Genomic DNA, 21,918 nt, shown 5'->3' with positions numbered 1-21,918 from the left:
GCTGGCCGCAGGAGGTACGCCGCTTCAAGGCCGGCTCGTTGCAGGCGCTCGAGCCCGGAGGGTGAGCAACCGGGCCGACTTGGAGTGGCATCGACACACTGAGCGACCGCCCCACTACGTCTGGCGCGACGGCCGACCCGAGTGCCTCGAGGGCCCCGGAGACGACGGCGGCCCGGTGACCCCTCGGCGTCGTCGGGGCGGTGACGACGGGATGGCGCGGGCACCTTGTCGTGAGCCTGGACCGGCGCGTCCTGACGTGGCAGCGGCGACCAGCCCTAGGGTCTGGTCCGTGGGCATCCTGGTCACCTCGGTCGTTGTGGTCGTTCTGGTTGTGCTGGTGGTAGCCGGCAGGCAACTGATTGCCAAGGGTTCGAATCCACAGGTCGCGAACGGGGCGGTGCTGCTGACCTTCGCCGCCATCGTGGGCCCGTGGGGGCTGACGTTGCTGCTCTCGTTCGTCTGGTGACTTCCTGCGTCCCTGTCCGTGCTGTTCGGAACCGGCGCGCACGCATCGCGGCACGACAGTGCCCCAGATCCGAGTCGCCGGGTGACCGGGGGCAGTGATCTCTGGACCGCTGAGTGGCCGAGCACGCTCATCGGCTCTGTGCGCGCCTGCCGGGACGGGAGCACCGGAGCCAGGCCGACCGAGGCACTCTGTGGTGAGAAGGACACCGACTACCTGACCTGCAGGAGGTCAGGCCGGACCGATCACCTCGGCCACCAGCGCGGCCGACAGCCCGACCATGTGAACCCCGCCGCCGGGGGTGGCGTGAGCACCCGCGGCATAGACACCGGCGAGCGGGGTGGTCGGGCCGAGTCGGCGGCGGACGGTGGCCCGGCCCTGCCAGAGCACCCCCATCGCCGAGCCGCCCGCCTCCACCTGGGCGCGGGCCGTGCGGTCGACGCGCACCACGACCCGGTCGCGGACGTCGAGGCCGGCGCGGGCCAGGGCGGTGAGCAGGTCCTCGGCGATCCGGCCCCGGGCGTGCACCGTCCACGCGACATGACCGGCGGGGCCGGAGCCGCCGGCGCGGACCACCAGCAGCGGGTCGCCGTGGAGCACGAGCTCGTGGCCGACGTCGGGAACCTCGCCGACCAGGCCGAGGTGCACCAGCACGGGCGGAAGGGCCGGCATCGTCGCCGCGACGTACGGCGCGAGGGCCGGCAGGCGTCGTGGGTCGATCGCGCAGACGACCGCGTCGGCGTCGACCTCGCCGGCGTCGGTGGCGACCGCGACACACCTCCCGTGGCGGATGACGAGGTCCCGGACCGCCGTACCTGTGCGGACGTCCACCCCGCGGGTACGCATCCGGCGCGCGAGCGCGTCGGCCACACCCGAGAAGCCGCCGGGGACGCTCCAGGCGCCGAGCCGCTGCTCGAGGTAGGAGTGCACCCCGAGCCAGGCAGGGACGTTGCGCAGGTCGTGCCCCTCGGCCACGAACCGGTGGCCGGCGACCAGCCGGAGCCGCTCGTCGCGCAGGTCGCGGCGGAGCCGCCGGTGCAGCGACTCGCGGCCGTCGAGGACGGCCCTCACCTCCCGCGGGAGCCAGTCGTGGGGCGTCGCCACCTCCAGGTGGTGACGGCGCAGCAGCTCCCAGGTGTCGGCGTACGCCGCCACGTGGTCCAGCCACCGCTGGCCCAGGCCCGCACCGAGCGCGTCGAACGCGCGCAGCTGGGCGGCCCGCCCCGAGGGGAGCGCCAGCGTGCTGCCGTCGGCGAACCGGTGGGTGCGGATAACCTCGACCGGGACCAGGTCCAGCTCCCGCTCCACCGGCCGCCCGGACTTGCGGAACAGGTCGCGGAGCACGGCGGGCAGCAGCGTGGAGTGGGCGCCGCGGTCCCAGTCGAAGCCGTCCTGCGACCAGGGGGCCAGCGCCCCACCGAGCCGGTCCTCCTGCTCCAGCAGCGTGAGGTCGTGATCCAGCTTGGCGAGCCGAGCGGCGGCGGCCAGGCCACCGAGGCCGCCCCCCACCACCACCACGCGCATGGCGAGGAACCTATCCAGCCGGTCCCGGAGCGTCCGCGCCCGTCCGGTCGCGGTGCCGCCAGCGCCGCCACCCCCGGCGCACCAGCCGGGCGACGAGGTAGAGCACGACCAGGCCGCCGGCCAGGAGGACCCCGGCGATGGCGGCCGCCGCCCGCGGGTGCTCGATCGCGAACCAGACCAGCGCCAGCACGGTGACGTCCTCGGCCAGGCTGGCGGCGACGTTGGACACCGGCTCGGGGCTGGTGTTGATCGCCAGCCGGCTCCCGGCCTTGACCAGGTGGGAGGCCAGTGCGGTGCCGCCACCGACGACACCGAGGACCGCCTGCTCGAGGCCGCTGGCGTCGCCGGCCAGCAGCACGCCGACGACCGCACCGACCGTGGGCCGGATCGCCGTGGAGACCGCGTCCCAGGTCGAGTCGAGGTAGGGGATCTTGTCGGCCACGAACTCCATGACGAACAGGAACCCGGCCACCGCCAGCACGTCCCAGCGACCGAGCACGTCGGGGACCTGGTCGAGGTCGCCGAGCCGGTCCGCGGTGCCGAGCACCAGCACGACGAGGTAGGCGTTCACCCCGCTGGCCCACCCGGTGGAGAACGCCAGGGCGAGGGACTCCACGGCTACTCCTGGTCCGCCCCGACGTCGACCGGCGTGGCGCCGGTCAGCTCGACCAGCTCGTCGTACGTCGTGGAGAAGACGGCCGCCGGGTGCCCGGCCGCGGCCCACACGACGGGGTGTCGCTGCAGCCAGGTGTCGATCCAGGTGGGCACCGGCGTGGTGTGGCCGATGGGGGAGACGCCACCGATCACCTGCCCGGTGTGGCGCCGGACGAACTCGGCGTCGGCGCGGCCGAGGCGTCCGGCACCGATCCGGGCGGCGGTCGCCGCCGTGTCGACCCGGTGCGCTCCCGACGTCAGCACCAGCAGGGGGCTACCGTGGTCGTCGAAGATCAGGCTGTTGGCGATCGCGCCCACCTCGCAGCCGAGGGCCTCGGCGGCCAGCGCAGCGGTGTGGACGGACTCCGGCAGGACCACGACCTCACCGGCGCCACCACGCCGTGCGTGCTCCTCGCGGAACCGGGTGATCGCCGCATGCTCGGACATGTTGCGACCCTATCCGGCACGCCCGGCGACGACGGGGCGCCGGGCGGACGGAGGAATGAGGCAGATGGGTCGGCAGCGACCGGGCTCGGTGACCAACGCGATCCGCGTGCAGGCGGTGCTGGTCGGGGTCAGCGCGCTCGGGACGGCGATGGTCGCGGTGCTGCGCGACGACCTGGTGCGGGCCTGGGCCGAGACCCAGGGCGGCCTCGACGCGGTGCGCCAGAGCCAGCTCTCGCCGCCGGCGTTCGTCCCGGTGGCGGTGGTGTCGTTCATCGTCTACGCCCTCCTGGTCTGGGTGATCGCCTCCCTGTTCGGCAAGGGCCACCGGTGGGCGCGCTACGCGCTGGGCGCGACCGCGGTGGCGTTCGTCTTCGTGATGCTGGTCATCTACCGTGCCGACCCGCCGGTCCCGCTGGCCGTGCTGGCCGGGCTCGGGGTGGTCCTCAACGGCGTGCTCCTGTGGCTGCTGGCCAGCCGCGACACCAGCGAGTTCATCCGGGGCGCCCGGCTCGCCGAGGCGCGCGAGCACTCCCCGGACCGGCCCGGCTGACCGACGTCCGGTCGTACCCGCGGCGTCTCCACACCCCGCGCTCCCGGCCTTGACGGCTCCGGGGGAGGGCGGTGTACCGTGGAGGTGTTCGAACACATGTTCGATCACCACGGGTCCGGCGGGGCGACCTCGACCCCCGCGCCGCCGGACCCACCGGGCACCCCGCCGTCGGAGCGGACCCGGGTCGCCGACAACGCGGGTCGAGGGGTCGAACGGGTGCCGGGAGGAGCAGCGGTGAGACGGTACGACGACCCCGTGGAGGTGCGCAGCGGGTGGGTGGAGGGTCCCGCCCACCGGGGCCCCGCCGATCGGATGGAGGGTCCCGAGCAGTTCCTGTGGCGGGGCCGGCTGTGGAAGGTACGGGCGGTGGTGGCCCACTGGGTCGAGACCGGTCCCTGGTGGCAGTCCCCGGGTGTCCGGGCCGTCATCGGCTCCGACGACCCGGCTCCCACCGGCGGTGCGGCCGGGCCGGCCACCGCCGAGCTGCTCGTCGAGCGCGAGCTGTGGCGGATCGAGGCCGGCCGCGGGGCCGACCGCGACGGCAGCTCCGGCGACTGGGGGGTCTTCGACCTCTCCTTCGACTGGACCGAGGGCAGCTGGCAGCTCGTCGGCTGCGTCGACTAGAGGAGGTGGTCCGATGAGCCAGCAGACCCAGCCGGGCGTCCAGCCCCACACCCTGCCCGCGACGACCCACTCCTACCTCAGCCGGGCCGCCGCCTCCCTCGCCGAGGCGGTCACCGCGCCCGACGTCCCCGCCCGTTACGCCGCCGCCCACGTGGCGGCGCTCCGGGCGGCCGCCGCCCTGCTCGCGGCCCGAGCCCGGCCGACCCCGGCCCGCGGCCGGCAGCAGCGCAACGCCTGGGTGCTGCTCGCCGACGTGGCGCCCGAGCTGGAGGAGTGGGCCCGGTTCTTCGCCGCCGGGGCCGCCAAGCGGGCCGCTGCCGAGGCGGGCTCGACCCGTGCCGTCACCGAGCGGGAGGCCGACGACCTGGTCCGCGACGCCGACCGGTTCCTCGCCGTGGTCGAGCAGTCGCTCGGCCTGGTCCCGCACCCACCGATCACCGGCCGTGCCGTCGTCCAGGGGGTCCCCCGCGACGGCGCCTCCGGCTCCCGGGCCGGTGTCGCCTGACCCGTTCGTCCATCTCCACGTCGCCTCCGGCTACTCCCTCCAGTACGGCGCCTCCCACCCGCACACCCTCGTCGAGCGGGCCGCGGAGCAGGAGATGGACACCCTGGCGCTGACCGACCGCGACGGGACCTACGGTGCGGTGAAGTTCGCCCGGGCCTGCCGGTCCGCCGGGATCAGGCCGGTGCTCGGCGTCGACCTCGCCCACCAGCCGGTGGCCGCGACACCGGACCGGCCCGGTGACCGGCCCGGTCCCCGGACGCGGACCCCCGTCCGGGGCGGCAGCTTCCGCGACCGGGCGAGCGACCGGGGCGGGCTGCCCCGGGTGACCCTGCTCGCCCACGCCGGCGGACCGGGCGGCGGCCGCGGCGGCTGGGCCGCGATCTGCCGGATGGTCTCCGCGGTCCACCTGGCCGGCGAGCGCGGCCACCCGGTGGCCACCCTCGACCTGCTCGCCCCCCACCTCGCGAGCGGTGACGTGGTGGTGCTGCTCGGGCCGTCCTCCGAGGTGGGGGCGGCCCTCACCCGGCGTCGCGACGACCAGGCGCTGGACGCGCTCGCGCCCTGGCGCGAGGTGGTCCCGGCCGACCACCTGCTGCTCGAGCTGGTCTCCCACCGGCTCCCGGGGCGCGACGGCGCCTGGGGGCCCGGCACCGCCCCCCACGCCGCCCGGACCGCCGGGCTGGCCCGCCGGGCCGGGCTGGAGGCGGTGCTCACCAACGCCGTCCGCTACGCCGACCGGCTCGACGCCCCCACCGTCGACGTCCTCGACGCCGCCCGCCGGCTGGTCGCTCTCGACCGGCGCCACGTCGACCGGGGCAACGCCGAGGGGTTCCTCAAGTCCGGCAAGCAGATGGCCGAGGTCGCCGAGGAGGTCTGCCGGCTCGCCGGCCACGGCGACCCCGCGCGGGAAGCGATGAGGCTGCTGGCCCGGACCCGCGCGGTGGCCGACCGGTGCGCCCTCGACCCGGCCGCCGACCTCGGGATCGGACAGGTGCACCTGCCCGAGCTGGCCACGTCCGGCGACGGTGTCGACGGCGGGGCCGACCGGCTGCTCCGCGATCGCTGCGAGGCCGGGATCGGCGACCGCTACGGCTCGGCGCCGAGGCAGCGGATCTGGAAGCGGCTCGACGACGAGCTGGAGGTGATCCGTGGCCTCGGCTTCGCCCCCTACTTCCTCACCGTCGGCGACATCACCGACCTGATCCGCGACCTGGGCGTGCGGTGCGCCGCCCGCGGCTCGGGGGCCGGCAGCCTGGTCAACTACCTGATCGGCGTCTCCGGCATCGACCCGATCCGCCACGACCTGCTGATGGAGCGGTTCCTCTCGCCGCTGCGCGACTCGCTGCCCGACATCGACCTCGACGTCGAGTCCGCCCGCCGGCTCGAGGTCTACGAGGCGATCCTCGACCGATACGGCGGCGAGAGGTGCGTCTGCGTCTCGATGATGGACACCTACCGGGTCCGCCACGCCGTCCGCGACGTCGGTGGTGCGCTCGGGATGCCGCCGGGCGAGATCGACGCCATCGCCAAGGCGTTCCCCCACATCCGCGCCCGCGACGCCCGCAACGCGCTGCGCGACCTGCCCGAGCTCGCCGCCGGTGGTCTCACCGATGAACGGCTCGATCTCTTCTTCCGGATGGTCGAGCGGCTCGACGGGCTGCCCCGCCACGTCGCGATGCACCCCTGCGGGGTGCTGCTCTCCGACGCCACCCTGCTCGACCGGACCCCCGTCGAGGCGTCGTACGCCGGCTTCCCGATGAGCCAGTTCGACAAGGACGACGTGGAGGACCTCGGCCTGCTCAAGCTCGACGTGCTCGGCATCCGGATGCAGTCGGCGATGGCCCACGCCGTCGCCGAGGTCGCGCGGGTCGACGGGGCCACGCTCGACCTCGACGACGAGGCGCAGGTGCCCTTCGACGACCCGGCCACCTACGACCTGATCAGCTCGGCGAAGACCCTGGGCATCTTCCAGATCGAGTCACCCGGCCAGCGCGAGCTGGTCGGCAAGTCCGGCATCGAGTCCTTCGCCGAGATCATCACCGACATCTCGCTGTTCCGGCCCGGCCCGGTCAAGAGCGACATGATCACCCCCTACCTCGAGGTCAAGCACGGCTGGAAGGACGTCGGCTACCTCCACGACGACCTGCGGCCGATCCTCGCCGGCACCCACGGCGTGGTGGTCTTCCACGAGCAGGTGATCGAGATGATCGCGCAGTTCGCCGGCGTCACCCTCGCCGAGGCCGACGAGTGGCGGCGGGCGCTGGGCGACGTGGAGGGGATGGCCGAGACCCGGACCTGGTTCTTCCCCCGGGCGCTCGGCCGCGGCTACCCCCTCCCGGTGGTCGAGCGGGTCTGGGCGGTGCTGGCGGCGTTCGCCAGCTTCGGGTTCTGCAAGGCCCACGCCGCCGCGTTCGCGCTGCCGACCTTCCAGTCCGCCTGGCTCAAGACCCACTGGCCCGCCCACTTCCTCGCCGGGGTGCTGACCCACGACCCGGGGATGTACCCCAAGCGGCTGATCCTCGAGGACGCCCGCCAGTGCGGCATCCCCGTGCTCGGCCTCGACGTCAACGCCAGCGGGCGGGAGCACCTCGTCGAGCTCATCGAGGCCGACGGCGGCCCACGGCACGCGATCCGGCTGGCGCTGGCGGAGGTGAAGGGGATCAACGACACCGAGGTGTCCCGCATCCTTGCCGCCCGTGGCGGCGATTCGGCTGAGTGCGCGTCTCCTTTTCAGTCTTTGTCCGACTTCTGGCACCGCGCCCGGGTGTCCCGCCCGGTGGTCGAACGGCTGGTGCTCACCGGCGCCTTCGACCGGCTCTACGCCATCGGGGCCCCCGGCGAGCGGGGTCGGGACGAGGGGAGCGTGACCCGCCGCGACCTGCTGCTGCAGGTGAGCGAGCTCGACCGCTACGCCCGCAACCTCGACCGCACCGCCCGTGGCCGCGGCCTGGCGTCCGCGGTCCTGGGGCGACGCCGTACGCCGCCGCGGCAGGAGCCGGTCGCCGACGTGGCCTCCCGCAACAGCACCGACCCGCGGAGCCGGGAGGCGGCCCCCGCCACCGAGCGGCACCCCCTGGCCGACGGCGGGGTCTGGGCCCGCACCAGTGCCCAGTCCCGGGCGACCCCGCCGCCCGAGCCGGTCGACTCGGTGCAGCTGGTCCTCGACCTCGGCGACCGGCCCGACGAGACCGACCCCAGCGGGCTGCCGGAGATGACCGCCGACGAGCGGATGCGGGCCGAGCTCGAGATCCTCGGCCTCGACGTCAGCAGCCACGTCGTCGACCGCTACGCCGAGTTCCTCGACGAGCTCGAGGTGACCCGCAGCCGTGACCTGCTCACCCGCCGCAGCCGTTCCGAGCTGTTGGTCGCCGGGGTCAAGGTCGCCACCCAGACCCCGCCGGTCCGCTCCGGTCGGCGGGTGGTGTTCCTGACCCTCGACGACGCGACCGGCCCGGTCGACGCGACGTTCTTCGAGGACGCCCAGGGCCCGTACGCCGCCACGGTCTTCGGGTCGTGGCTGCTGGTCGTCCGCGGGGTGCTGCGCCGCACCGGTCACCGGGGCGTCTCGTTGCGGGCCACCGGGGCGTGGGAGCTGCCGGCCCTCCACGACCTGTGGCAGCGGGAGGGGATCGACGCGGTCCACGAGGTGATCGCCACGGTGCCCCAGGGGTTCACCGCCCCCACCCAGCAGCGGGTGCTGGTCCACTCCAGCGGCTTCCGGATGTCGCCCTACGCCGACATCCAGCCGGCCGGCGACCCGGTCAAGGATGTCGCGCGCAAGCTGTGGCACACCAGCCCGGGGAGCCCGGGATGATGCCTCTAGGGTTGGTCCCATGCCGACCGAGCGACCCAGCGAGCGTCGCCACTCCGTGCGGACCGCTGTGGTGTGGGACGCGCTCCGCGAGGTGCTCGACCAGCCCGGCACCTTCCACGAGCAGGAGGCCCGGGTCGTCGACATCGGCGGCGGCACCGGTGGCTTCGCCGTCCCGCTGGCCGAGCTCGGCCACCGGGTCCAGGTCGTCGACCCCAGTCCCGACGCCCTGGCCTCCCTCGACCGGCGCGCCCGCGAGAGCGGGGTGGCCGACCGGGTCACCGGGCTGCAGGGCGACCTGGACGACCTCGGCGGCCACGTCGACGAGGCCGACGTGGTGCTCTGCCACGGCGTCCTCGAGGTCGTCGACGACCCGACCGCCGCCCTCGCCACCATCGGCGGGGTGCTGCGGCCCGGCGGCGTGCTCAGCCTGCTGGTCGCCCAGCGCCACGCAGCCGTGGTCGCCCGCGCGATGGCCGGCCACTTCGAGCAGGCCCGCGCGCTGCTCGACGGCAGCCCACCCGGTGGTCGCACTCCCCGGACGACCGGACGTCGGTTCACCGCCGCCGAGCTCGCCGACCTGCTGCCCGCCGCCGGGTTCACCCCGACCGCGGTCCACGCGGTCCGGGTCTTCTCCGACCTGGTGCCCGGCTCGCTGCTCGACCTCGAGCCGGGAGCGGCCCACCACCTGCTCGACCTCGAGCAGGCCGTCGCCGAGCGGGAGGAGTTCTTCCCCCTCGCCGCGCAGCTCCACGTCCTCGCCACCCGCTGACTCCCGGGGGTCCGATGACCCCCTGTCGTGACGACTCCTGGGACTGCCCGGTCCTCCACGTCGACATGGACGCCTTCTACGCCTCGGTCGCGGTGCGGGAACGACCCGACCTGGCCGGGGTGCCGGTGATCGTCGGGGGCGGCAGTCGGGGAGTGGTGCTCTCGGCCGACTACCTCGCCCGCCGCGACGGCGTCCACTCCGGCATGCCGATGACCCGCGCGCGCCGGCTGTGCCCCGGCGCGGTCGTCCTCGCCCCCGACTTCGAGACCTTCGGGCAGGTGTCGACCTCGGTGATGGAGACCTTCCGCCGGGTCACCCCGCTGGTCGAGGTGCTCTCCCTCGACGAGGCGTTCCTCGACGTCCGCGGTGCTGCCCGCCGGCTCGGTTCGCCGCTGCAGGTCGCCGAACAGCTGCGGGCGACCATCCACGACGAGCAGGGCATCACCTGCTCGGTCGGCGTCGCGGCGGCGCCGTCGGTCGCCAAGCTGGCCAGCCGGCGCGCCAAGCCCGACGGGGTGGTGGTCGTCCCGCCCGACCGGGCCGGTGAGTTCCTCGACCCGCTCGGCGTCGGCGAGCTCTACGGCGTGGGCGAGAAGACCGCGGCGATGCTCCACCGGCTCGGCCTGCTCACCGTGGGCGACCTGGTCCGGACCCCGCCCCGGACCCTGCAGCGCGCGCTCGGCCATCACCTCGGCAGCCACCTCCACGAGCTGGCCCGCGGCGCCGACCGCCGGCCGATCACCGCCCGCAACGGCTCTGCCTTCGGCGGCTTCGGGACGGCCGACCCCGAGCACTCCATGGGCGCCCAGGAGACCTTCGGCCGCGACACCGACGACCGCGAGGTGGTCGTGCGCGAGATCCTGCGGCTGGCCGACAAGGTGAGCCGCCGGATGCGGGTGGCCGACGTCGCCGGCCGGACGATCACCCTGACCGTCCGGTTCGCCGACTTCACCACGATCACCCGCTCCCGCACCCTCCCCGAGGCGACCGACGTCACCGTCGAGGTCCACCGGGCGGCGACCCGGCTCTTCGACGGGCTGGGCCTGCAGCGGGCCCGGATCCGGCTGGTCGGCGTACGGGCCGAGGGACTGATTCCCCGCACGCGGGTCCACCGGCAGCTGGTCCTCGGCGAGCGTGAGCACGGCTGGGCCGAGGCCGACCGTGCGGTCGACCGGGCCGCACGGCGCTTCGGCAGCACCGCCGTCCGGCCGGCCTCCCTGATCGGTGGCTCCTGAGGCGATCTCCTGAGGAAGGTCGCGTCGTCGGGCCGACCGATGCCGATGCGAAGAAAATTCCCATCGGGTGTACCCGCGTGCCCACCGGCTGCCTATGCTGGGAACACATACCCCGTCACCGCCCGCCCGCAGGGGAGGAACCGTGCCTCTCTCCGAAGAGGAGCTTCGTCTGCTCGAGCAGATGGAGCGCGCTCTCGTCGAGGAGGACCCCAAGTTCGCCTCCACCCTCCGCGGCACCTCGCTGCGCAGCATGGCGCGGCGTCGGGCGATCCTCGCCGGCGTGTGCTTCGTCGCCGGCATCGCGGTGATGATGACCGGCGTGGTCGCCAACCTGATCCCGGTGGGGATCATCGGCTTCCTGGTGATGCTGGCCTCCGCCACGATGGGGATCACCGCCCTCCGAGGGCAGCGCGCGGCCGGCCCCGACGAGGAGCCCGCCGCCGAGGAGCAGGCCGAGGAGCGGCGGTTCACCGTCATCCAGGGCGGCGGCCGCGGCCGCAAGTCACGCCGTACGCCGCGGCAGCGCAACGGCTCCTTCATGGAGCGCATGGAGGAGCGCTGGCGCCGTCGTCGCGAGACCGGCGGCTTCTAGGGCGCGACAACCGCCCGCCCACCCCGTCGGCTCACCCGACGTGGTCGACGAGCGAGCCGCTCACCAGCTCCGGCTCCTCCGACGCCCGGGCTCCCCGGCGACGCCGCCACGGGAGCACCGACGCCGGCCACCACCGCGCCCGACGCCGGGCGGACTCGTCCGCGCCTCCGTGGAGCGCCGCCACCACCGTGCGGGTGTCGCCGACGACCGCCTCCGGGTCCGAGGCGTCCCGGCCCCGGGAGTAGCGCAGTCGTTCCACGGCGAGCACCAGCCGGTCCAGCGCCTCGACCCCGTCGGGTGACACCTCGGCGCCCCGGCGCGGTCGCGCCACCTGGTCGTCGGGGTGGGTGGAGCCGAGGTGGTCGACCAGCCGGTCGCGGGTCTGCCGGGGCGACCGGCCGCTCGGCCAGGGCACGCCGAGGTCGCGTGCGGTGGCCTCCAGCTCCGCCCAGGCCGGCTCGGCCGGACCCTGGAGCCGGCCGACCGACTGCCGGCGCCGGACCGTGCGGGGGAGGAGCAGCAGCACCACCACGAGCAGCCCGCCCGCGACGCCCCCGAGCACGGGCCACCACGGGAAGCCGCCGCCACCGCCGCCCGACTCGTCCCCGGGCTGCACGCCCTCGTCGAGCCGCGGGTCCTGTCCGGCGGTCGGCTGCTGGCCCTGCGGCTGGGTCGCGGCGTCGGTCGGTTCGTTCTCCGGCAGCTGCGGCAGGTTCTGGGCGGTGTACGACGGCACGCCCGACGCCCGGTCGGCGGGGGTCGGCTCGAACCTGATCCAGCCGGCGCCGCTGAAGTAGAGCTCGGGCCACGCGTGCATGTCGTCCGAGGAGTACTCGTAGGTCTCCAGCCCGACCTGCTGCGGCTCCAGGAAGCCCACGGCCACCCGGGCGGGGATGCCCAGCGAACGGGCCATCGCCCCCATCGCCGAGGCGAACTGCTCGCAGTAGCCGACCCGGCCGCCCTGGCCCTCGGTCAGGAACGCGGTCAGCGCGTCCGGCCCGTTGCCGGGTGTCGCCGTCTCCAGGGAGTACTCGAAGCCGCCGTCCTCGCGGAACCAGTCCTGCAGCGCCACCGCCTTCTCGTAGCGGGTGGGGTAGTCGCGGGTCACCTCGGTGGCGAGGTTGCCGACCAGGGGCGGGAGGTCCCCCGGCAGGTCGCGGTAGGAGCTGTCGACCTCGCCGGCCGACGACGGCGACGCGGCCAGCGTCTCCGCCTCGAGGTCGAGGTCGAGCCGGGTGAAGGTGTAGCTGAGCCCGGCTGCGTCGAGGTCCTCGTCGGCCGAGAGGAAGTCGAGCGTCTCGACGTCGTAGCGCCAGTCGCCGGCAGCGGCGATCCGCGTGGTCGGCACGTGGGCCGGCAGCCAGCGCGACTGGAACTGCGAGAGCGCGGTGACGTCGTAGTCGTACTGGGTGCGCTCGACGCTGCGGTCGATCTCGGGCAGCGGGAGCTGGCTGCCGTCGGCCCGCTGGTCGACCGGGATGTCGCGATCGTCGGTGCTCCACTCGTTGTCGCTGAACCGGTTGAGCGCCGCGATCCGCAGGTACGTCGGGTCGGGGTCGTCCGTCGTGACCCGGAGCAACGGAACGTCCTCGCCGCGCAGCAGGTCGCGGCGCAGGTCGGTCATGGGGTTGTCGATCGAGATGTCGGACCCGGTTCCATCGCCCGGGCCGAACCCGAACAGCCCCAGCGACAGGGTCGGGACGAGGAGGGGCGCGACCACGGCGACCGCAACGGCCGCGGCTCCCATCGATCCCGCGCTGGCGCGGACCGTCGAGGACTGTCCGTCGAGCCCGCGGTGGACCTCCAGGCTGCGCCCCCAGCGGGACACCGCCTCGCCGTGCTGCAGGTAGAGCATCAGCAGGAAACCGGCGGAGGTGAGGGCGAAGGCCCACCACGCGACGCCACCGCCGAGCATCGACACGGGGATGCTGTAGATCGCCAGCAGCGGGAGCCCGGCGAGGGGCACCCGCCGGAGGGTGCAGGCGAGCAGGTCGACCAGCACCATGCAGACCCAGCCACCGACGACCAGCAGCGGGTCGATCGAGCCCTCGGCGGGCACCGGCGCCCGGTACTGCTGCGCATTGGTCACCGCCGTCGAGAACGACCGGAGCAGCTCGGTGAACGCGTCCCCGACCGGGAGCGGGCTCCCGGTCAGCAGGAAGCTGATCGCCGCGATCCCCACCACCAGCTGTGCAGCCAGCACCAGCGCGCCCGGCAGGTGGAGACGACGCAGCCCGCCGCCCACGGCGGCGACGAGGAGTGCGAGCCCCAGGAGCGGTCCCAGGTAGCCACCCGGTTGGCGGGTGAAGCCGAGCCAGGCCAGGGTCGCCAGCCAGGTCGTCGCGGCGGCGGCGATGCTCATCGCGAGGACGTCGACGACGGCCGGGCGGCGGGACCTGCTCATCGGACCTGCTCCGGGGTGTCGGCGGTCATCCGCCCGGCACGGGCCACGGTGGCGCCGAGGTCCTGCCACACCTGGTCGAGCCGGTCGCGGGGGCCGAGGCTGGCCGCGCGCCAGCCGTGACCGGCCAGCGCACTCGCGGCGGAGCCCCGGCTGCCCTCGCCCAGCCAGGAGTCGACGTCGAGGCAGACCGCGAGGGCCGTGGTCGAGTGGTGCATCATCCGGTTGCACACCAGCAGGTCGACGTCGTCCAGGCTGCCCGTCACGGCGACCAGCAGGCCGCCGTGGGTCGGGTCGGCCAGCCAGTTGGTCTCGAGCCGGCGGTGCGGCAGCGGCTCCACCACGGCGAGCGCCTCGAGCAGGGGCCCGGTGTTGAGCTCGGCGTCGCGGTAGTGCCAGGAGCTGGCCTGGTCCTCGCCCGCGGCGGTGACCAGTCGTACCGTGAAGCCACGGTGGCTCAGGTGCACCGCGATCGAGGCCGCGGCCGACACGGCGGTCTCCAGGGACGACGCCACGCCGCGGCCGCGGTGGGCCCCGGCCCGGTTGTCCAGGAAGAGCGTGGCGCGCGACTGCCACGGCTGCTCCTCGCGGCGCACCATCAGCTCGCCGACCCGCGCCGAGCTGCGCCAGTGCACCCGGCGCAGGTCGTCGCCGCGCCGGTACTCGCGGACCGTGACGTCCTCCGCGCTCCCGGTCGCGAAGGCACGCGGCCGGTTGTCGCCCGAACCGGTCCAGGCGCCGCCGAGCGGGATGTGGGGGAGCGGGGTGGTGCGGGGGGTGACGGTGAGCGGGATCGTGGTCCGGAACGAGCGGCCGAGCTCGATCAGGCCGAAGGGGTCGCTGACCCGGACCGTCATCGGCCCGATCTCGAAGCGCCCGCGGACGTCGGAGCGGACCTGGTAGGTGACCTGCCGACGCCACCCGTTGCCGATGCCCTCGAGCACGAAGCGGTGCCGGGTGCCGAGCACGTACGGGACGTGGTCCTCGAGCATCAGCAGCCCGCTCGGCTTGCGGCCCTCGTTGCTGAGGGCGAGGGTCACCGTCGCGGGAGAACCGGCGCTCACCAGCTGTGGGTTGACGGTGCGGACCAGCGCCAGCCGGTAGCGGCTGCGCCCGATCAGCGCGGCGGCGAGCAGCGGCAGCACGGCGACCAGCACCCCGACCCGGACCAGCTGGTCCTGGCCCATCACCACCGCGCAGGCGACGGCCGTGATCCCGGCGGCGAGGAAGGCCCGCCCCCGCAGGGTCAGCCCTGACAGCGCCTCGCGCACGTGACCTCCCTCCGCCCCGGCCGGGTCACGCCTGCTTGTCGTGCACCGGGACCGTCTCGAGGACGTCGGTGAGGATCGCAGTGGTGGTACGTCCGCTCATCGCCGCCTCGACGCCCGGGAGCAGCCGGTGGGAGAGCACGGGGCCGGCCAGCGCGCGCACGTCGTCGGGCAGCACGTAGTCGCGACCGGCGATGGCCGCGCGGGCCTTGGAGGCGCGGACCAGGTGCAGCGTCGCCCGCGGCGAGGCCCCCAGGGTGAGCTCGTTGGACCGGCGGGTGGCCGCACTGATCGAGACGGCGTACCGCTGGACGGCGTCGGAGACGTAGACCTGGCCCACGATGGAGGACAGCTTGCGGACCTCCGCGGCGTCGGTCACGGGCTCGAGGTCGTCGAGCGGGTTGGACCGGGTGTGCGACCCGAGCATCGCGATCTCCGCGGTCTCGACCGGGTACCCGATCGACACCCGGGCCATGAAGCGGTCGCGCTGCGCCTCCGGCAGGGCGTAGGTGCCCTCCATCTCCACCGGGTTCTGGGTGGCGATGACCATAAACGGCGTCTCGAGCTCGTAGGTCGTGTTGTCGACGGTGACCTGGCGCTCCTCCATGCACTCCAGGAGCGCCGACTGGGTCTTGGGAGAGGCCCGGTTGATCTCGTCGCCGACCACGATGTTGGCGAACACGCCGCCCGGGCGGAACTCGAAGGTCCGGCTCTCCTGGTTGTAGACCGAGACGCCGGTGACGTCGGAGGGCAGCAGGTCCGGCGTGAACTGGATCCGGCGCACGGTGCAGTCGATGCTGCGGGCGAGCGCCTTGCTGAGCTGGGTCTTGCCGACGCCCGGCACGTCCTCGATGAGGAGGTGGCCCTCGGCGAGCAGCACGATCAGGCTGGCCGAGACCACCTCGGGCTTGCCCTCGATGACCCGCTCGATGTTGGAGCGCACCCGGCGCACGACCGCGTCGAGCGTCTCGAGGTCGGCTCCCTTCGCGATCGTTGCCGAGCCGGTGTCGTCCCCCGCATCGTGCCTGGCCACGCGTCGTCCTCCTGGTCGGTCGATGTGCGCCCCACGGTAGTCAGCGCGCGAAAAACCTATGACGGGCGGGCCGCTCCCTCGGGCGTTCCGTAGTCACGGTTTGGTTTCGATCCTCCGCCCTGCCGGCGTCCGGCGCCACCCCAGCGCCCCGCGCCGCCCACCCCACGCTCCACCACGCCCCACCCCACGCTCCACCACGCCCCACCCCACGCTCCACCTGGGTGGGGATCACCCGGGCCCAGCGGGCCGCCCCCGCGGGAAAAGGCGGGTGAACACGCGAGAAATGGTTGACGGTGGAGCGTTGTGGCGTAGAGTGGGGCGCAGTGGAGGAAGAGTCCCGGAGTCGGGGCTCCCGGGAAGCGGAGGTGCCCGATGTTGATGGGCACCTACACCCCGAAGCTGGACGACAAGGGTCGGCTCTTCCTCCCGGCGAAGTTCAGGGACCAGCTGTCGGAGGGACTCGTGGTCACGCGGGGACAGGAACGCTGCCTCACCGTGTGGCCCATGGGTGCCTTCCAGCAGCTGGCCGGGCAGGCCCAGGAGGCTCCGGTGACCGACAAGGCGGTGCGCGACTACACGCGCCTCCTGTTCGCGGGGGCCTCCGACGACCAGCCCGACAAGCAGGGCCGGCTGACCATCCCCCCGATGCTCCGCGAGTACGCGTCGCTCTCCAAGGACGTGATCGTGATCGGGGTCGGCAACCGGCTGGAGATCTGGGACGCCCAGCGCTGGCAGGACTACTCCGACGGCCGCGAGCAGGCGTTCTCGGACCTCAGCGACGAAGTGTTCCCGGCGACCTGATCGACCGGACACACCACAACAGCACAGCGGATCGCACGGCGAGGTCTCGAGCCCGCTCCCCGTCGACATCTGGGGCACCTTCCCCGGCTCCAGACGTCGACATCCCACCACCCACCACCGGGAGCGGGCTGGGACCTGGCCGGGCGATCCACCCAGCACCACCACCGGCAGCACACACCGCCACACGCAGGGGTCGAGACCATGAGCTACACGCGAGCCGCCGACGGCACCCTCGAGGTGCCCCCGGACGAGCCGCGGGTGCGCCACCTGGCCCGCGAGGCGCTCGGCCTGATGGCGTTCTCGGCCCTGGCCTCCACCACGCTGGCCGGCTGCCTGCTGCTGCTGACGACGCTCGGGCACCAGGGCTGACCATGACCAGCCCCTCCCACGTCCCGGTCCTGCTGGACCGGGTCGTCTCCCTCCTGGCGCCCACCCTCGACCACGACGGCGCGGTGATGGTCGACGCCACGCTCGGGCTCGGTGGCCACACAGAGGCGGTGCTGCGCAGTTGCCGGCTGGCCCGGGTGATCGGCATCGACCGGGACCGCGCCGCGCTCGACCTGGCCGGCGAGCGGCTGGCGCCGTTCGGGGACCGGTTCACGGGCGTCCACGCGGTCTACGACCAGATCCCCCGGGTCCTGGCGGACCTGGGCCTCGATGCCGTCGACGCCGTGCTCTTCGACCTCGGCGTCTCCTCCATGCAGCTCGACGTCACCGAGCGCGGCTTCGCCTACCGCGAGGACGCGCCCCTCGACATGCGCATGGACCGCACCGGCGGTCCCACCGCGGCCGACGTGCTCAACACCTACCCGGAGGCCGAGCTGGCACGGGTGCTCCGCGACTACGGCGAGGAGAGGTTCGCCCGCCGGATCGCCGCGGCGATCGTGCGCGAGCGGGAGCGGGAGCCGTTCGCCACCTCGGCGCGGCTGGTCGCCCTGCTGTACGCCGAGATCCCGGCGCCTGCCCGCCGCAGCGGCGGGCACCCGGCCAAGCGGACCTTCCAGGCGTTGCGGATGGAGGTCAACGACGAGCTCGGCGTGCTGCGTCGTGCGCTCCCGGCCGCGGTGGCCGCGATCCGGGTCGGCGGCCGGGTGGTGGTCGAGTCCTACCACTCTCTCGAGGACCGCCTGGTCAAGCGGGCGTTCACGGCCGCCACCCGCAGCGACGTGCCTCCGGACCTGCCGTTCGTCCCCGAGGGCCACGAGCCGGCGCTGCGGCTGGTCACCCGCGGAGCCGAGAAGGCCGACCCGCAGGAGATCGAGGACAACCCCCGGGCCGCGTCGGTGCGGCTCCGGGCGATCGAACGAGTCACAGGAGTCGCGTCATGAACAGCCCGGCCGTCCAGCTCCGCACGCGTGTCCCGCGCATCGCCGAGGCGGCCGTCGAGCGCGCGCGGCTGCGGGTGGTGCCACGTCGTCGTACGCGGGCCTCGAAGGTGCCGTTCGTGGTCCTGGTGACGCTGCTGATGGTGGGCGGCGTCGTCGGCCTGCTGCTGTTCAACACCTCGATGCAGCAGGCGGCGTTCGCGACCACCGCCCTGGAGGACCAGGCCCGCACCCTCTCGGCCCGCCAGCAGACCCTGGAGATGGAGCTCGACGAGCTGCGCAACCCGCAGCGGGTCGCCGAGCAGGCCCAGCGGATGGGCATGGTGCCCTCGCACCGGCCGGCCTACCTCGAGCTCCCCTCCGGCAAGGTCCTCGGCGAGCCTGCGCCGGCTGCGCCCACCGACGGCCTCAGACTGCTCCCACGTCCTCCTGCCAAGCCTGCCGTGCTGACGCCGGAGCCGATCGTGCAGCAGGCGTTCCCCACCGGGACCCCGGCCGACGCGTCGGCGCCGCGCGACGGGCGCGGCTCCGGGGGATCCGACCGGGACAGCGACTGAGGGGGAGGGCCGGTGCCCACGACGCGCCCAGCGCGGACCCATCGCCCCCGCGGCACGCGCCGCGGGTCGCCACTGTTCCGGCTGCGCCTCGGGTTCGTCCTGATCGCGATGGTGCTCTCGCTCTTCGGGGCGCGCCTGGTGCAGCTGCAGGGGCTCGACCCCAAGGCGTACGCCGAGATGGCGGCGGCGGCCGGCACGGTCGACGTGGTGCTCCCCGCGGCGCGCGGTGACATCCTCGACCGCAACGGCGATCCGCTGGCCCGCTCGGTCGAGGGCGTCACGATCATCGCCGACCCCCTGCTGACCGCCGGCCAGGCCCCGGAGCTGGCGAAGTTCCTCTCCAACCGGCTCGACGTCGACTACTTCTCGGTGCTGCCGCGCCTCCGGGAGGAGGGCAGCCGGTTCGAGTACGTCGCGCGACGGGTGCCGTCGACCCAGGCCGACAAGGTGCTCGCCGAGGCCGAGGAGCACGGCTTCGAGGGGCTGACGACGAGCCGCGACCCGGTGCGCGACTACCCGGCCGACGACGTCGCCGCCAACATGGTCGGCTTCGTCGGCACCGACGAGGCGCTGGCGGGCTTCGAGCGGACCTTCGACGCCATGCTCGCCGGCAGCGACGGGTCGGCGCGCTACCAGGTCGGTGACGGCAACCGGATCCCGCTCGGGGAGAACACCGTCACCCCACCGGTCGACGGCGAGGACCTCCACACGACCATCGACCTGGACCTGCAGTGGTACGTCCAGCGGGTGCTGCGCCAGGCCGTCGAGGACGCCGGTGGCGAATCGGGCATGGCGGTGGTCATGGACTCCCGGACCGGCGAGCTGCTGGCGCTGGCCGACCACCCGACGTTCGACGCCAGCGACCCGCTGGTGGCCGACAAGGACGACCTCGGCTCACGCGCCATCAGCGACGTCTACGAGCCGGGGTCGGTCGAGAAGGTGCTGACCGTCGCCGGGCTGCTCGACGCCGGCCGGGTCACCCCGCGCACCCGGCTCGTGGTCCCGCCGGAGCTCACCCGCGACGGCCGGGTCATCAACGACTGGTTCGCCCACCCAACCCTGAAGCTCACCCTGGCCGGCGTGCTGGCCAAGTCGTCCAACATCGGGACCGTCCGAGCCGCCGACGAGTACCGGCAGGGCGAGCTGCGCCGCTATCTCACCCGGTTCGGCCTCGGCAGCCCGACCGACATCGGGATCCGCGGCGAGACCGCGGGCATCCTCCCGGCCCCCAGCCTCTGGAACCGGCTGACCGGCGACCGGGTCGCCTTCGGCCAGTCGCTGTCGGTGAACGCGGTGCAGATGACCGCGGCGGTGAACACCATCGCCAACGGCGGCAGGCGGGTCGACCCCGCCGTGATCAGCGGCACCGCGACCACCGAGGACGGCGTCGAGGTCGGCACCGACCACACGGCCACCCGCCGGGTGGTCAGCGCCCGCGCCGCCGAGCAGACCACCGCGATGATGGAGCGGGTCGTCGACCCCGACGAGGGCACCGCACCGCTCGCCGCGGTGCCCGGCTACCGGGTCGCCGGCAAGACCGGCACGGCGCAGCGCGTGGGGGAGGACTGCGGCTGCTACGACGGCACCTTCACCGTCTCGTTCGCCGGCTTCGCCCCGGCCGACGACCCCCGCTTCACCGTGTACGTCGTGGTGCAGGACCCCGCCAACGGCGGCGGCGGCTCGGTCGGCGGGCCGGCGTTCTCCAGGATCATGAGCTACGCGCTGCGCCGCTACGCCGTTCCGCCCACCGGCACCAAGCCGTCGCAGCTGCCCCTGGAATGGTGAGGGATGCCCAGCGATAGCCTCGCGGGGTGGTGAGCGACAACCTCGCGCGGACGCGCCCGGCCCGGCCGGTGGCCACACCGCTCACCGACCTGGCGCAGTGGCTGGAGCGGGACGCGCCGGGAGCGCGGGCGACGGGCGACCTGTCGGTCCCGGTGACCGGGGTGACGCTCAGCTCCCAGAGGGTCCGGGCCGGCGACGTCTACGCCGCGTTGCCGGGGAGCCGGGTCCACGGCATCCGGTTCGCCGCCGACGCGGTCGCGTCCGGCGCGGTGGCCGTGCTGACCGACGAGGCCGGGGCCGCCTCGGCCCCGGACGTGCCGCTGCTCGTCGTCGACCGACCGCGTGAGGTGCTCGGGCGCTTCGCGGCCCGGGTGTACGGCGACCCGGCCGAGTCGCTGCGACTCGTCGGCGTGACCGGGACCCAGGGCAAGACCACGACGACCCGGCTCGCCGAGGGCGGCCTGCAGGCGGCCGGCGAGCACGTCGCGGTCATCGGCACCGTCGGCACCCGCGTGGACGGCGAGGACGTCAGGACGGTACTCACCACGCCGGAGGCACCCGACCTGCACGGACTGTTCGCGATGATGCGCGAACGCGGTCTCTCGGGCTGCCTCATGGAGGTGTCGAGCCACGCGCTGGTGCTCGGTCGGGTCGACGGCGTGGTGTTCGACGTCGCCGTCTTCACCAACCTCGGCCGCGACCACCTCGACTTCCACACCGACCTCGACGAGTACTTCGCCGCCAAGGCCTCCCTGTTCACCCCGGTCCGCGCGCGATCCGGGCTGGTCAACGTCGACGACGTCCACGGCCGCCGGCTGGTGGCCGAGGCCGGGATCCCCGTGCGCACGTTCTCGGCTGCCGGGGCGGACGCCGACTGGCGTGCCACCGACGTGGTCCCCGAGGCCACCGGCAGCCGGTTCACGGTGCACGGACCCGACGGGCTGGTCCTCGACGCCGCCGTCCCGCTCCCGGGCGACTTCAACGTGGCCAACGCCCTCGCGGCCGTCGCGGGCGCGGCCGAGGCGGGCTACGACCCGGCCACGGTGGTCGCCGGGATGGCGGCCGGCCCGGGAGTGCCCGGGCGGCTCGAGCGGGTCGAGGCGGGGCAGGACTTCGTGGTGGTCGTCGACTACGCCCACAAGCCCGACGCGGTCGAGTCGGCGCTGCGGACCCTGCGCCCGCTCACCGACGGTCGGCTGATCGTCGTGATCGGCGCCGGAGGCGACCGCGACCCCGGCAAGCGGCCGCTGATGGGTGAGATCGCCGGCCGGCTGGCCGACGTCCTCGTGGTCACCGACGACAACCCCCGCACCGAGGATCCCGCCGCGATCCGGGCCGCACTGCTGGACGGTGCGCGGGGCGCCGCGGCGGAGGTGCTGGAGGTCGGGGACCGGCGGCTCGCGATCCGCGAGGCGGTCGGCCACGCCCGACCCGGCGACATCGTGCTCGTCGCCGGCAAGGGGCACGAGACCGGTCAGGAGGTCGGCGACGTGGTCCACCCGTTCGACGACCGCCAGGTCGCCCGCGAGGAGCTGGCCGCCCTGCAGGCCGAGGAGGCGTCACAGTGATCC

General features: G+C 74.2%; 20 protein-coding genes. 14 read left to right on the top strand and 6 right to left on the bottom strand.

Going from position 1 to position 21,918, the window contains the following annotated elements; genetic code table 11:
• Positions 1–289: 289 nt before the first annotated feature.
• A complete protein-coding gene (locus ACQ1X7_RS13700; protein ID WP_432478756.1) occupies positions 290–466 on the top strand; it encodes a hypothetical protein in 177 nt (58 codons plus the stop codon).
• Between the two features lie 228 nt (positions 467–694).
• Here ACQ1X7_RS13700 and ACQ1X7_RS13695 read toward each other — a convergent pair whose 3' ends face one another.
• The 3 genes from ACQ1X7_RS13695 to ACQ1X7_RS13685 are packed head-to-tail and all read right to left on the bottom strand — an operon-like array spanning position 695 to position 3,088.
• Entirely contained in the window at positions 695–1,987 is a 1,293-nt protein-coding gene (locus tag ACQ1X7_RS13695) for a phytoene desaturase family protein (RefSeq protein WP_432478755.1), read from the bottom strand.
• A 10-nt stretch (positions 1,988–1,997) separates the two neighbouring features.
• A complete protein-coding gene (locus ACQ1X7_RS13690; protein WP_432478754.1) occupies positions 1,998–2,603 on the bottom strand; it encodes a DUF4126 domain-containing protein in 606 nt (201 codons plus the stop codon).
• 2 nt (positions 2,604–2,605) lie between these two features.
• Complete coding sequence (locus ACQ1X7_RS13685) at positions 2,606–3,088, bottom strand: YbaK/EbsC family protein (protein WP_432478753.1); 483 nt, start codon at positions 3,086–3,088, stop codon at positions 2,606–2,608.
• Positions 3,089–3,152: 64 nt separating this feature from the next.
• Between ACQ1X7_RS13685 and ACQ1X7_RS13680 the strand changes: the two genes are divergently transcribed.
• The 7 genes from ACQ1X7_RS13680 (at position 3,153) to ACQ1X7_RS13650 (ending at position 11,177) form a co-directional block, all read left to right on the top strand.
• Positions 3,153–3,638 carry a hypothetical protein gene (locus ACQ1X7_RS13680; RefSeq protein WP_432478752.1) on the top strand — a complete coding sequence of 162 codons (486 nt, stop codon included), beginning with the start codon at positions 3,153–3,155 and terminating at the stop codon, positions 3,636–3,638.
• Positions 3,639–3,872: 234 nt separating this feature from the next.
• Positions 3,873–4,262, top strand: a complete 390-nt coding sequence (locus tag ACQ1X7_RS13675; RefSeq protein WP_432478751.1) for a DUF6504 family protein — start codon at positions 3,873–3,875, stop codon at positions 4,260–4,262.
• A 13-nt stretch (positions 4,263–4,275) separates the two neighbouring features.
• Positions 4,276–4,767: an SAV_6107 family HEPN domain-containing protein gene (locus tag ACQ1X7_RS13670; RefSeq protein WP_432478750.1), complete on the top strand. Its 492-nt coding sequence runs from the start codon at positions 4,276–4,278 to the stop codon at positions 4,765–4,767.
• A complete protein-coding gene (locus tag ACQ1X7_RS13665; protein WP_432478749.1) occupies positions 4,757–8,581 on the top strand; it encodes a DNA polymerase III subunit alpha in 3,825 nt (1,274 codons plus the stop codon). Before ACQ1X7_RS13670 ends, ACQ1X7_RS13665 begins: the two co-directional genes overlap by 11 nt.
• Before the next feature lie 19 nt (positions 8,582–8,600).
• A complete protein-coding gene (locus ACQ1X7_RS13660) occupies positions 8,601–9,350 on the top strand; it encodes a methyltransferase domain-containing protein (RefSeq protein WP_432478748.1) in 750 nt (249 codons plus the stop codon).
• Between the two features lie 14 nt (positions 9,351–9,364).
• Entirely contained in the window at positions 9,365–10,585 is a 1,221-nt protein-coding gene (dinB, locus tag ACQ1X7_RS13655; RefSeq protein WP_432478747.1) for a DNA polymerase IV, read from the top strand.
• Positions 10,586–10,727: 142 nt separating this feature from the next.
• Positions 10,728–11,177: a DUF3040 domain-containing protein gene (locus ACQ1X7_RS13650; RefSeq protein ID WP_432478746.1), complete on the top strand. Its 450-nt coding sequence runs from the start codon at positions 10,728–10,730 to the stop codon at positions 11,175–11,177.
• Between the two features lie 31 nt (positions 11,178–11,208).
• Here the strand turns inward: ACQ1X7_RS13650 and ACQ1X7_RS13645 are convergent, their stop codons facing one another.
• Genes ACQ1X7_RS13645 through ACQ1X7_RS13635 form a run of 3 tightly spaced genes read right to left on the bottom strand, consistent with a single transcriptional unit; the run spans position 11,209 to position 15,879 of the window.
• Complete coding sequence (locus ACQ1X7_RS13645) at positions 11,209–13,581, bottom strand: transglutaminaseTgpA domain-containing protein (RefSeq protein ID WP_432478745.1); 2,373 nt, start codon at positions 13,579–13,581, stop codon at positions 11,209–11,211.
• Positions 13,578–14,849, bottom strand: coding sequence for a DUF58 domain-containing protein (locus ACQ1X7_RS13640; protein WP_432478744.1), 1,272 nt, complete (start codon positions 14,847–14,849; stop codon positions 13,578–13,580). The genes ACQ1X7_RS13645 and ACQ1X7_RS13640 overlap by 4 nt, the downstream gene beginning before the upstream one ends.
• Before the next feature lie 25 nt (positions 14,850–14,874).
• The gene (locus tag ACQ1X7_RS13635) at positions 14,875–15,879 is read right to left on the bottom strand and encodes an AAA family ATPase (RefSeq protein WP_432478743.1); all 1,005 of its coding nucleotides are present in this window, start codon (positions 15,877–15,879) and stop codon (positions 14,875–14,877) included.
• A 372-nt stretch (positions 15,880–16,251) separates the two neighbouring features.
• Here ACQ1X7_RS13635 and mraZ point away from each other — a divergent pair, with 372 nt between their 5' ends.
• The 6 genes from mraZ to ACQ1X7_RS13605 all read left to right on the top strand — a co-directional run bounded on the left by mraZ (position 16,252) and on the right by ACQ1X7_RS13605 (position 21,915).
• The gene (gene mraZ, locus ACQ1X7_RS13630) at positions 16,252–16,680 is read left to right on the top strand and encodes a division/cell wall cluster transcriptional repressor MraZ (protein ID WP_432478742.1); all 429 of its coding nucleotides are present in this window, start codon (positions 16,252–16,254) and stop codon (positions 16,678–16,680) included.
• 201 nt (positions 16,681–16,881) lie between these two features.
• Entirely contained in the window at positions 16,882–17,049 is a 168-nt protein-coding gene (locus ACQ1X7_RS13625) for a hypothetical protein (protein ID WP_432478741.1), read from the top strand.
• Positions 17,050–17,051: 2 nt separating this feature from the next.
• On the top strand, positions 17,052–18,008 hold the full coding sequence (gene rsmH / locus ACQ1X7_RS13620; protein ID WP_432478740.1) for a 16S rRNA (cytosine(1402)-N(4))-methyltransferase RsmH: 957 nt from the start codon (positions 17,052–17,054) through the stop codon (positions 18,006–18,008).
• Positions 18,005–18,562 (top strand): hypothetical protein, encoded by a 558-nt coding sequence (locus tag ACQ1X7_RS13615; RefSeq protein ID WP_432478739.1) that lies wholly within the window; start codon positions 18,005–18,007, stop codon positions 18,560–18,562. Before rsmH ends, ACQ1X7_RS13615 begins: the two co-directional genes overlap by 4 nt.
• Before the next feature lie 12 nt (positions 18,563–18,574).
• Positions 18,575–20,347, top strand: a complete 1,773-nt coding sequence (locus ACQ1X7_RS13610) for a peptidoglycan D,D-transpeptidase FtsI family protein (RefSeq protein ID WP_432478738.1) — start codon at positions 18,575–18,577, stop codon at positions 20,345–20,347.
• Between the two features lie 101 nt (positions 20,348–20,448).
• Positions 20,449–21,915: a UDP-N-acetylmuramoyl-L-alanyl-D-glutamate--2,6-diaminopimelate ligase gene (locus ACQ1X7_RS13605; RefSeq protein WP_432478772.1), complete on the top strand. Its 1,467-nt coding sequence runs from the start codon at positions 20,449–20,451 to the stop codon at positions 21,913–21,915.
• Positions 21,916–21,918: the final 3 nt, after the last annotated feature.

Origin of the sequence: Nocardioides sp. GXQ0305 (assembly GCF_050880345.1) — a bacterium.
Classification (GTDB): Bacteria; Actinomycetota; Actinomycetes; order Propionibacteriales; family Nocardioidaceae; genus Nocardioides.
This window is presented reverse-complemented; position numbering and strand designations above follow the sequence as displayed.

Excerpts from the sequence above, each read along its gene's own strand:
- ACQ1X7_RS13685 (WP_432478753.1), bottom strand. The coding sequence starts at position 3,088 with ATGTCCGAGCATGCGGCGATCACCCGGTTCCGCGAGGAGCACGCACGG.
- ACQ1X7_RS13695 (WP_432478755.1), bottom strand. The coding sequence starts at position 1,987 with ATGCGCGTGGTGGTGGTGGGGGGCGGCCTCGGTGGCCTGGCCGCCGCC.
- ACQ1X7_RS13680 (WP_432478752.1), top strand. The coding sequence starts at position 3,153 with ATGGGTCGGCAGCGACCGGGCTCGGTGACCAACGCGATCCGCGTGCAG.
- ACQ1X7_RS13670 (WP_432478750.1), top strand. The coding sequence starts at position 4,276 with ATGAGCCAGCAGACCCAGCCGGGCGTCCAGCCCCACACCCTGCCCGCG.
- ACQ1X7_RS13615 (WP_432478739.1), top strand. The coding sequence starts at position 18,005 with ATGAACAGCCCGGCCGTCCAGCTCCGCACGCGTGTCCCGCGCATCGCC.
- mraZ (WP_432478742.1), top strand. The coding sequence starts at position 16,252 with ATGTTGATGGGCACCTACACCCCGAAGCTGGACGACAAGGGTCGGCTC.
- ACQ1X7_RS13625 (WP_432478741.1), top strand. The coding sequence starts at position 16,882 with ATGAGCTACACGCGAGCCGCCGACGGCACCCTCGAGGTGCCCCCGGAC.
- ACQ1X7_RS13645 (WP_432478745.1), bottom strand. The coding sequence starts at position 13,581 with ATGAGCAGGTCCCGCCGCCCGGCCGTCGTCGACGTCCTCGCGATGAGC.
- dinB (WP_432478747.1), top strand. The coding sequence starts at position 9,365 with ATGACCCCCTGTCGTGACGACTCCTGGGACTGCCCGGTCCTCCACGTC.
- ACQ1X7_RS13660 (WP_432478748.1), top strand. The coding sequence starts at position 8,601 with ATGCCGACCGAGCGACCCAGCGAGCGTCGCCACTCCGTGCGGACCGCT.
- rsmH (WP_432478740.1), top strand. The coding sequence starts at position 17,052 with ATGACCAGCCCCTCCCACGTCCCGGTCCTGCTGGACCGGGTCGTCTCC.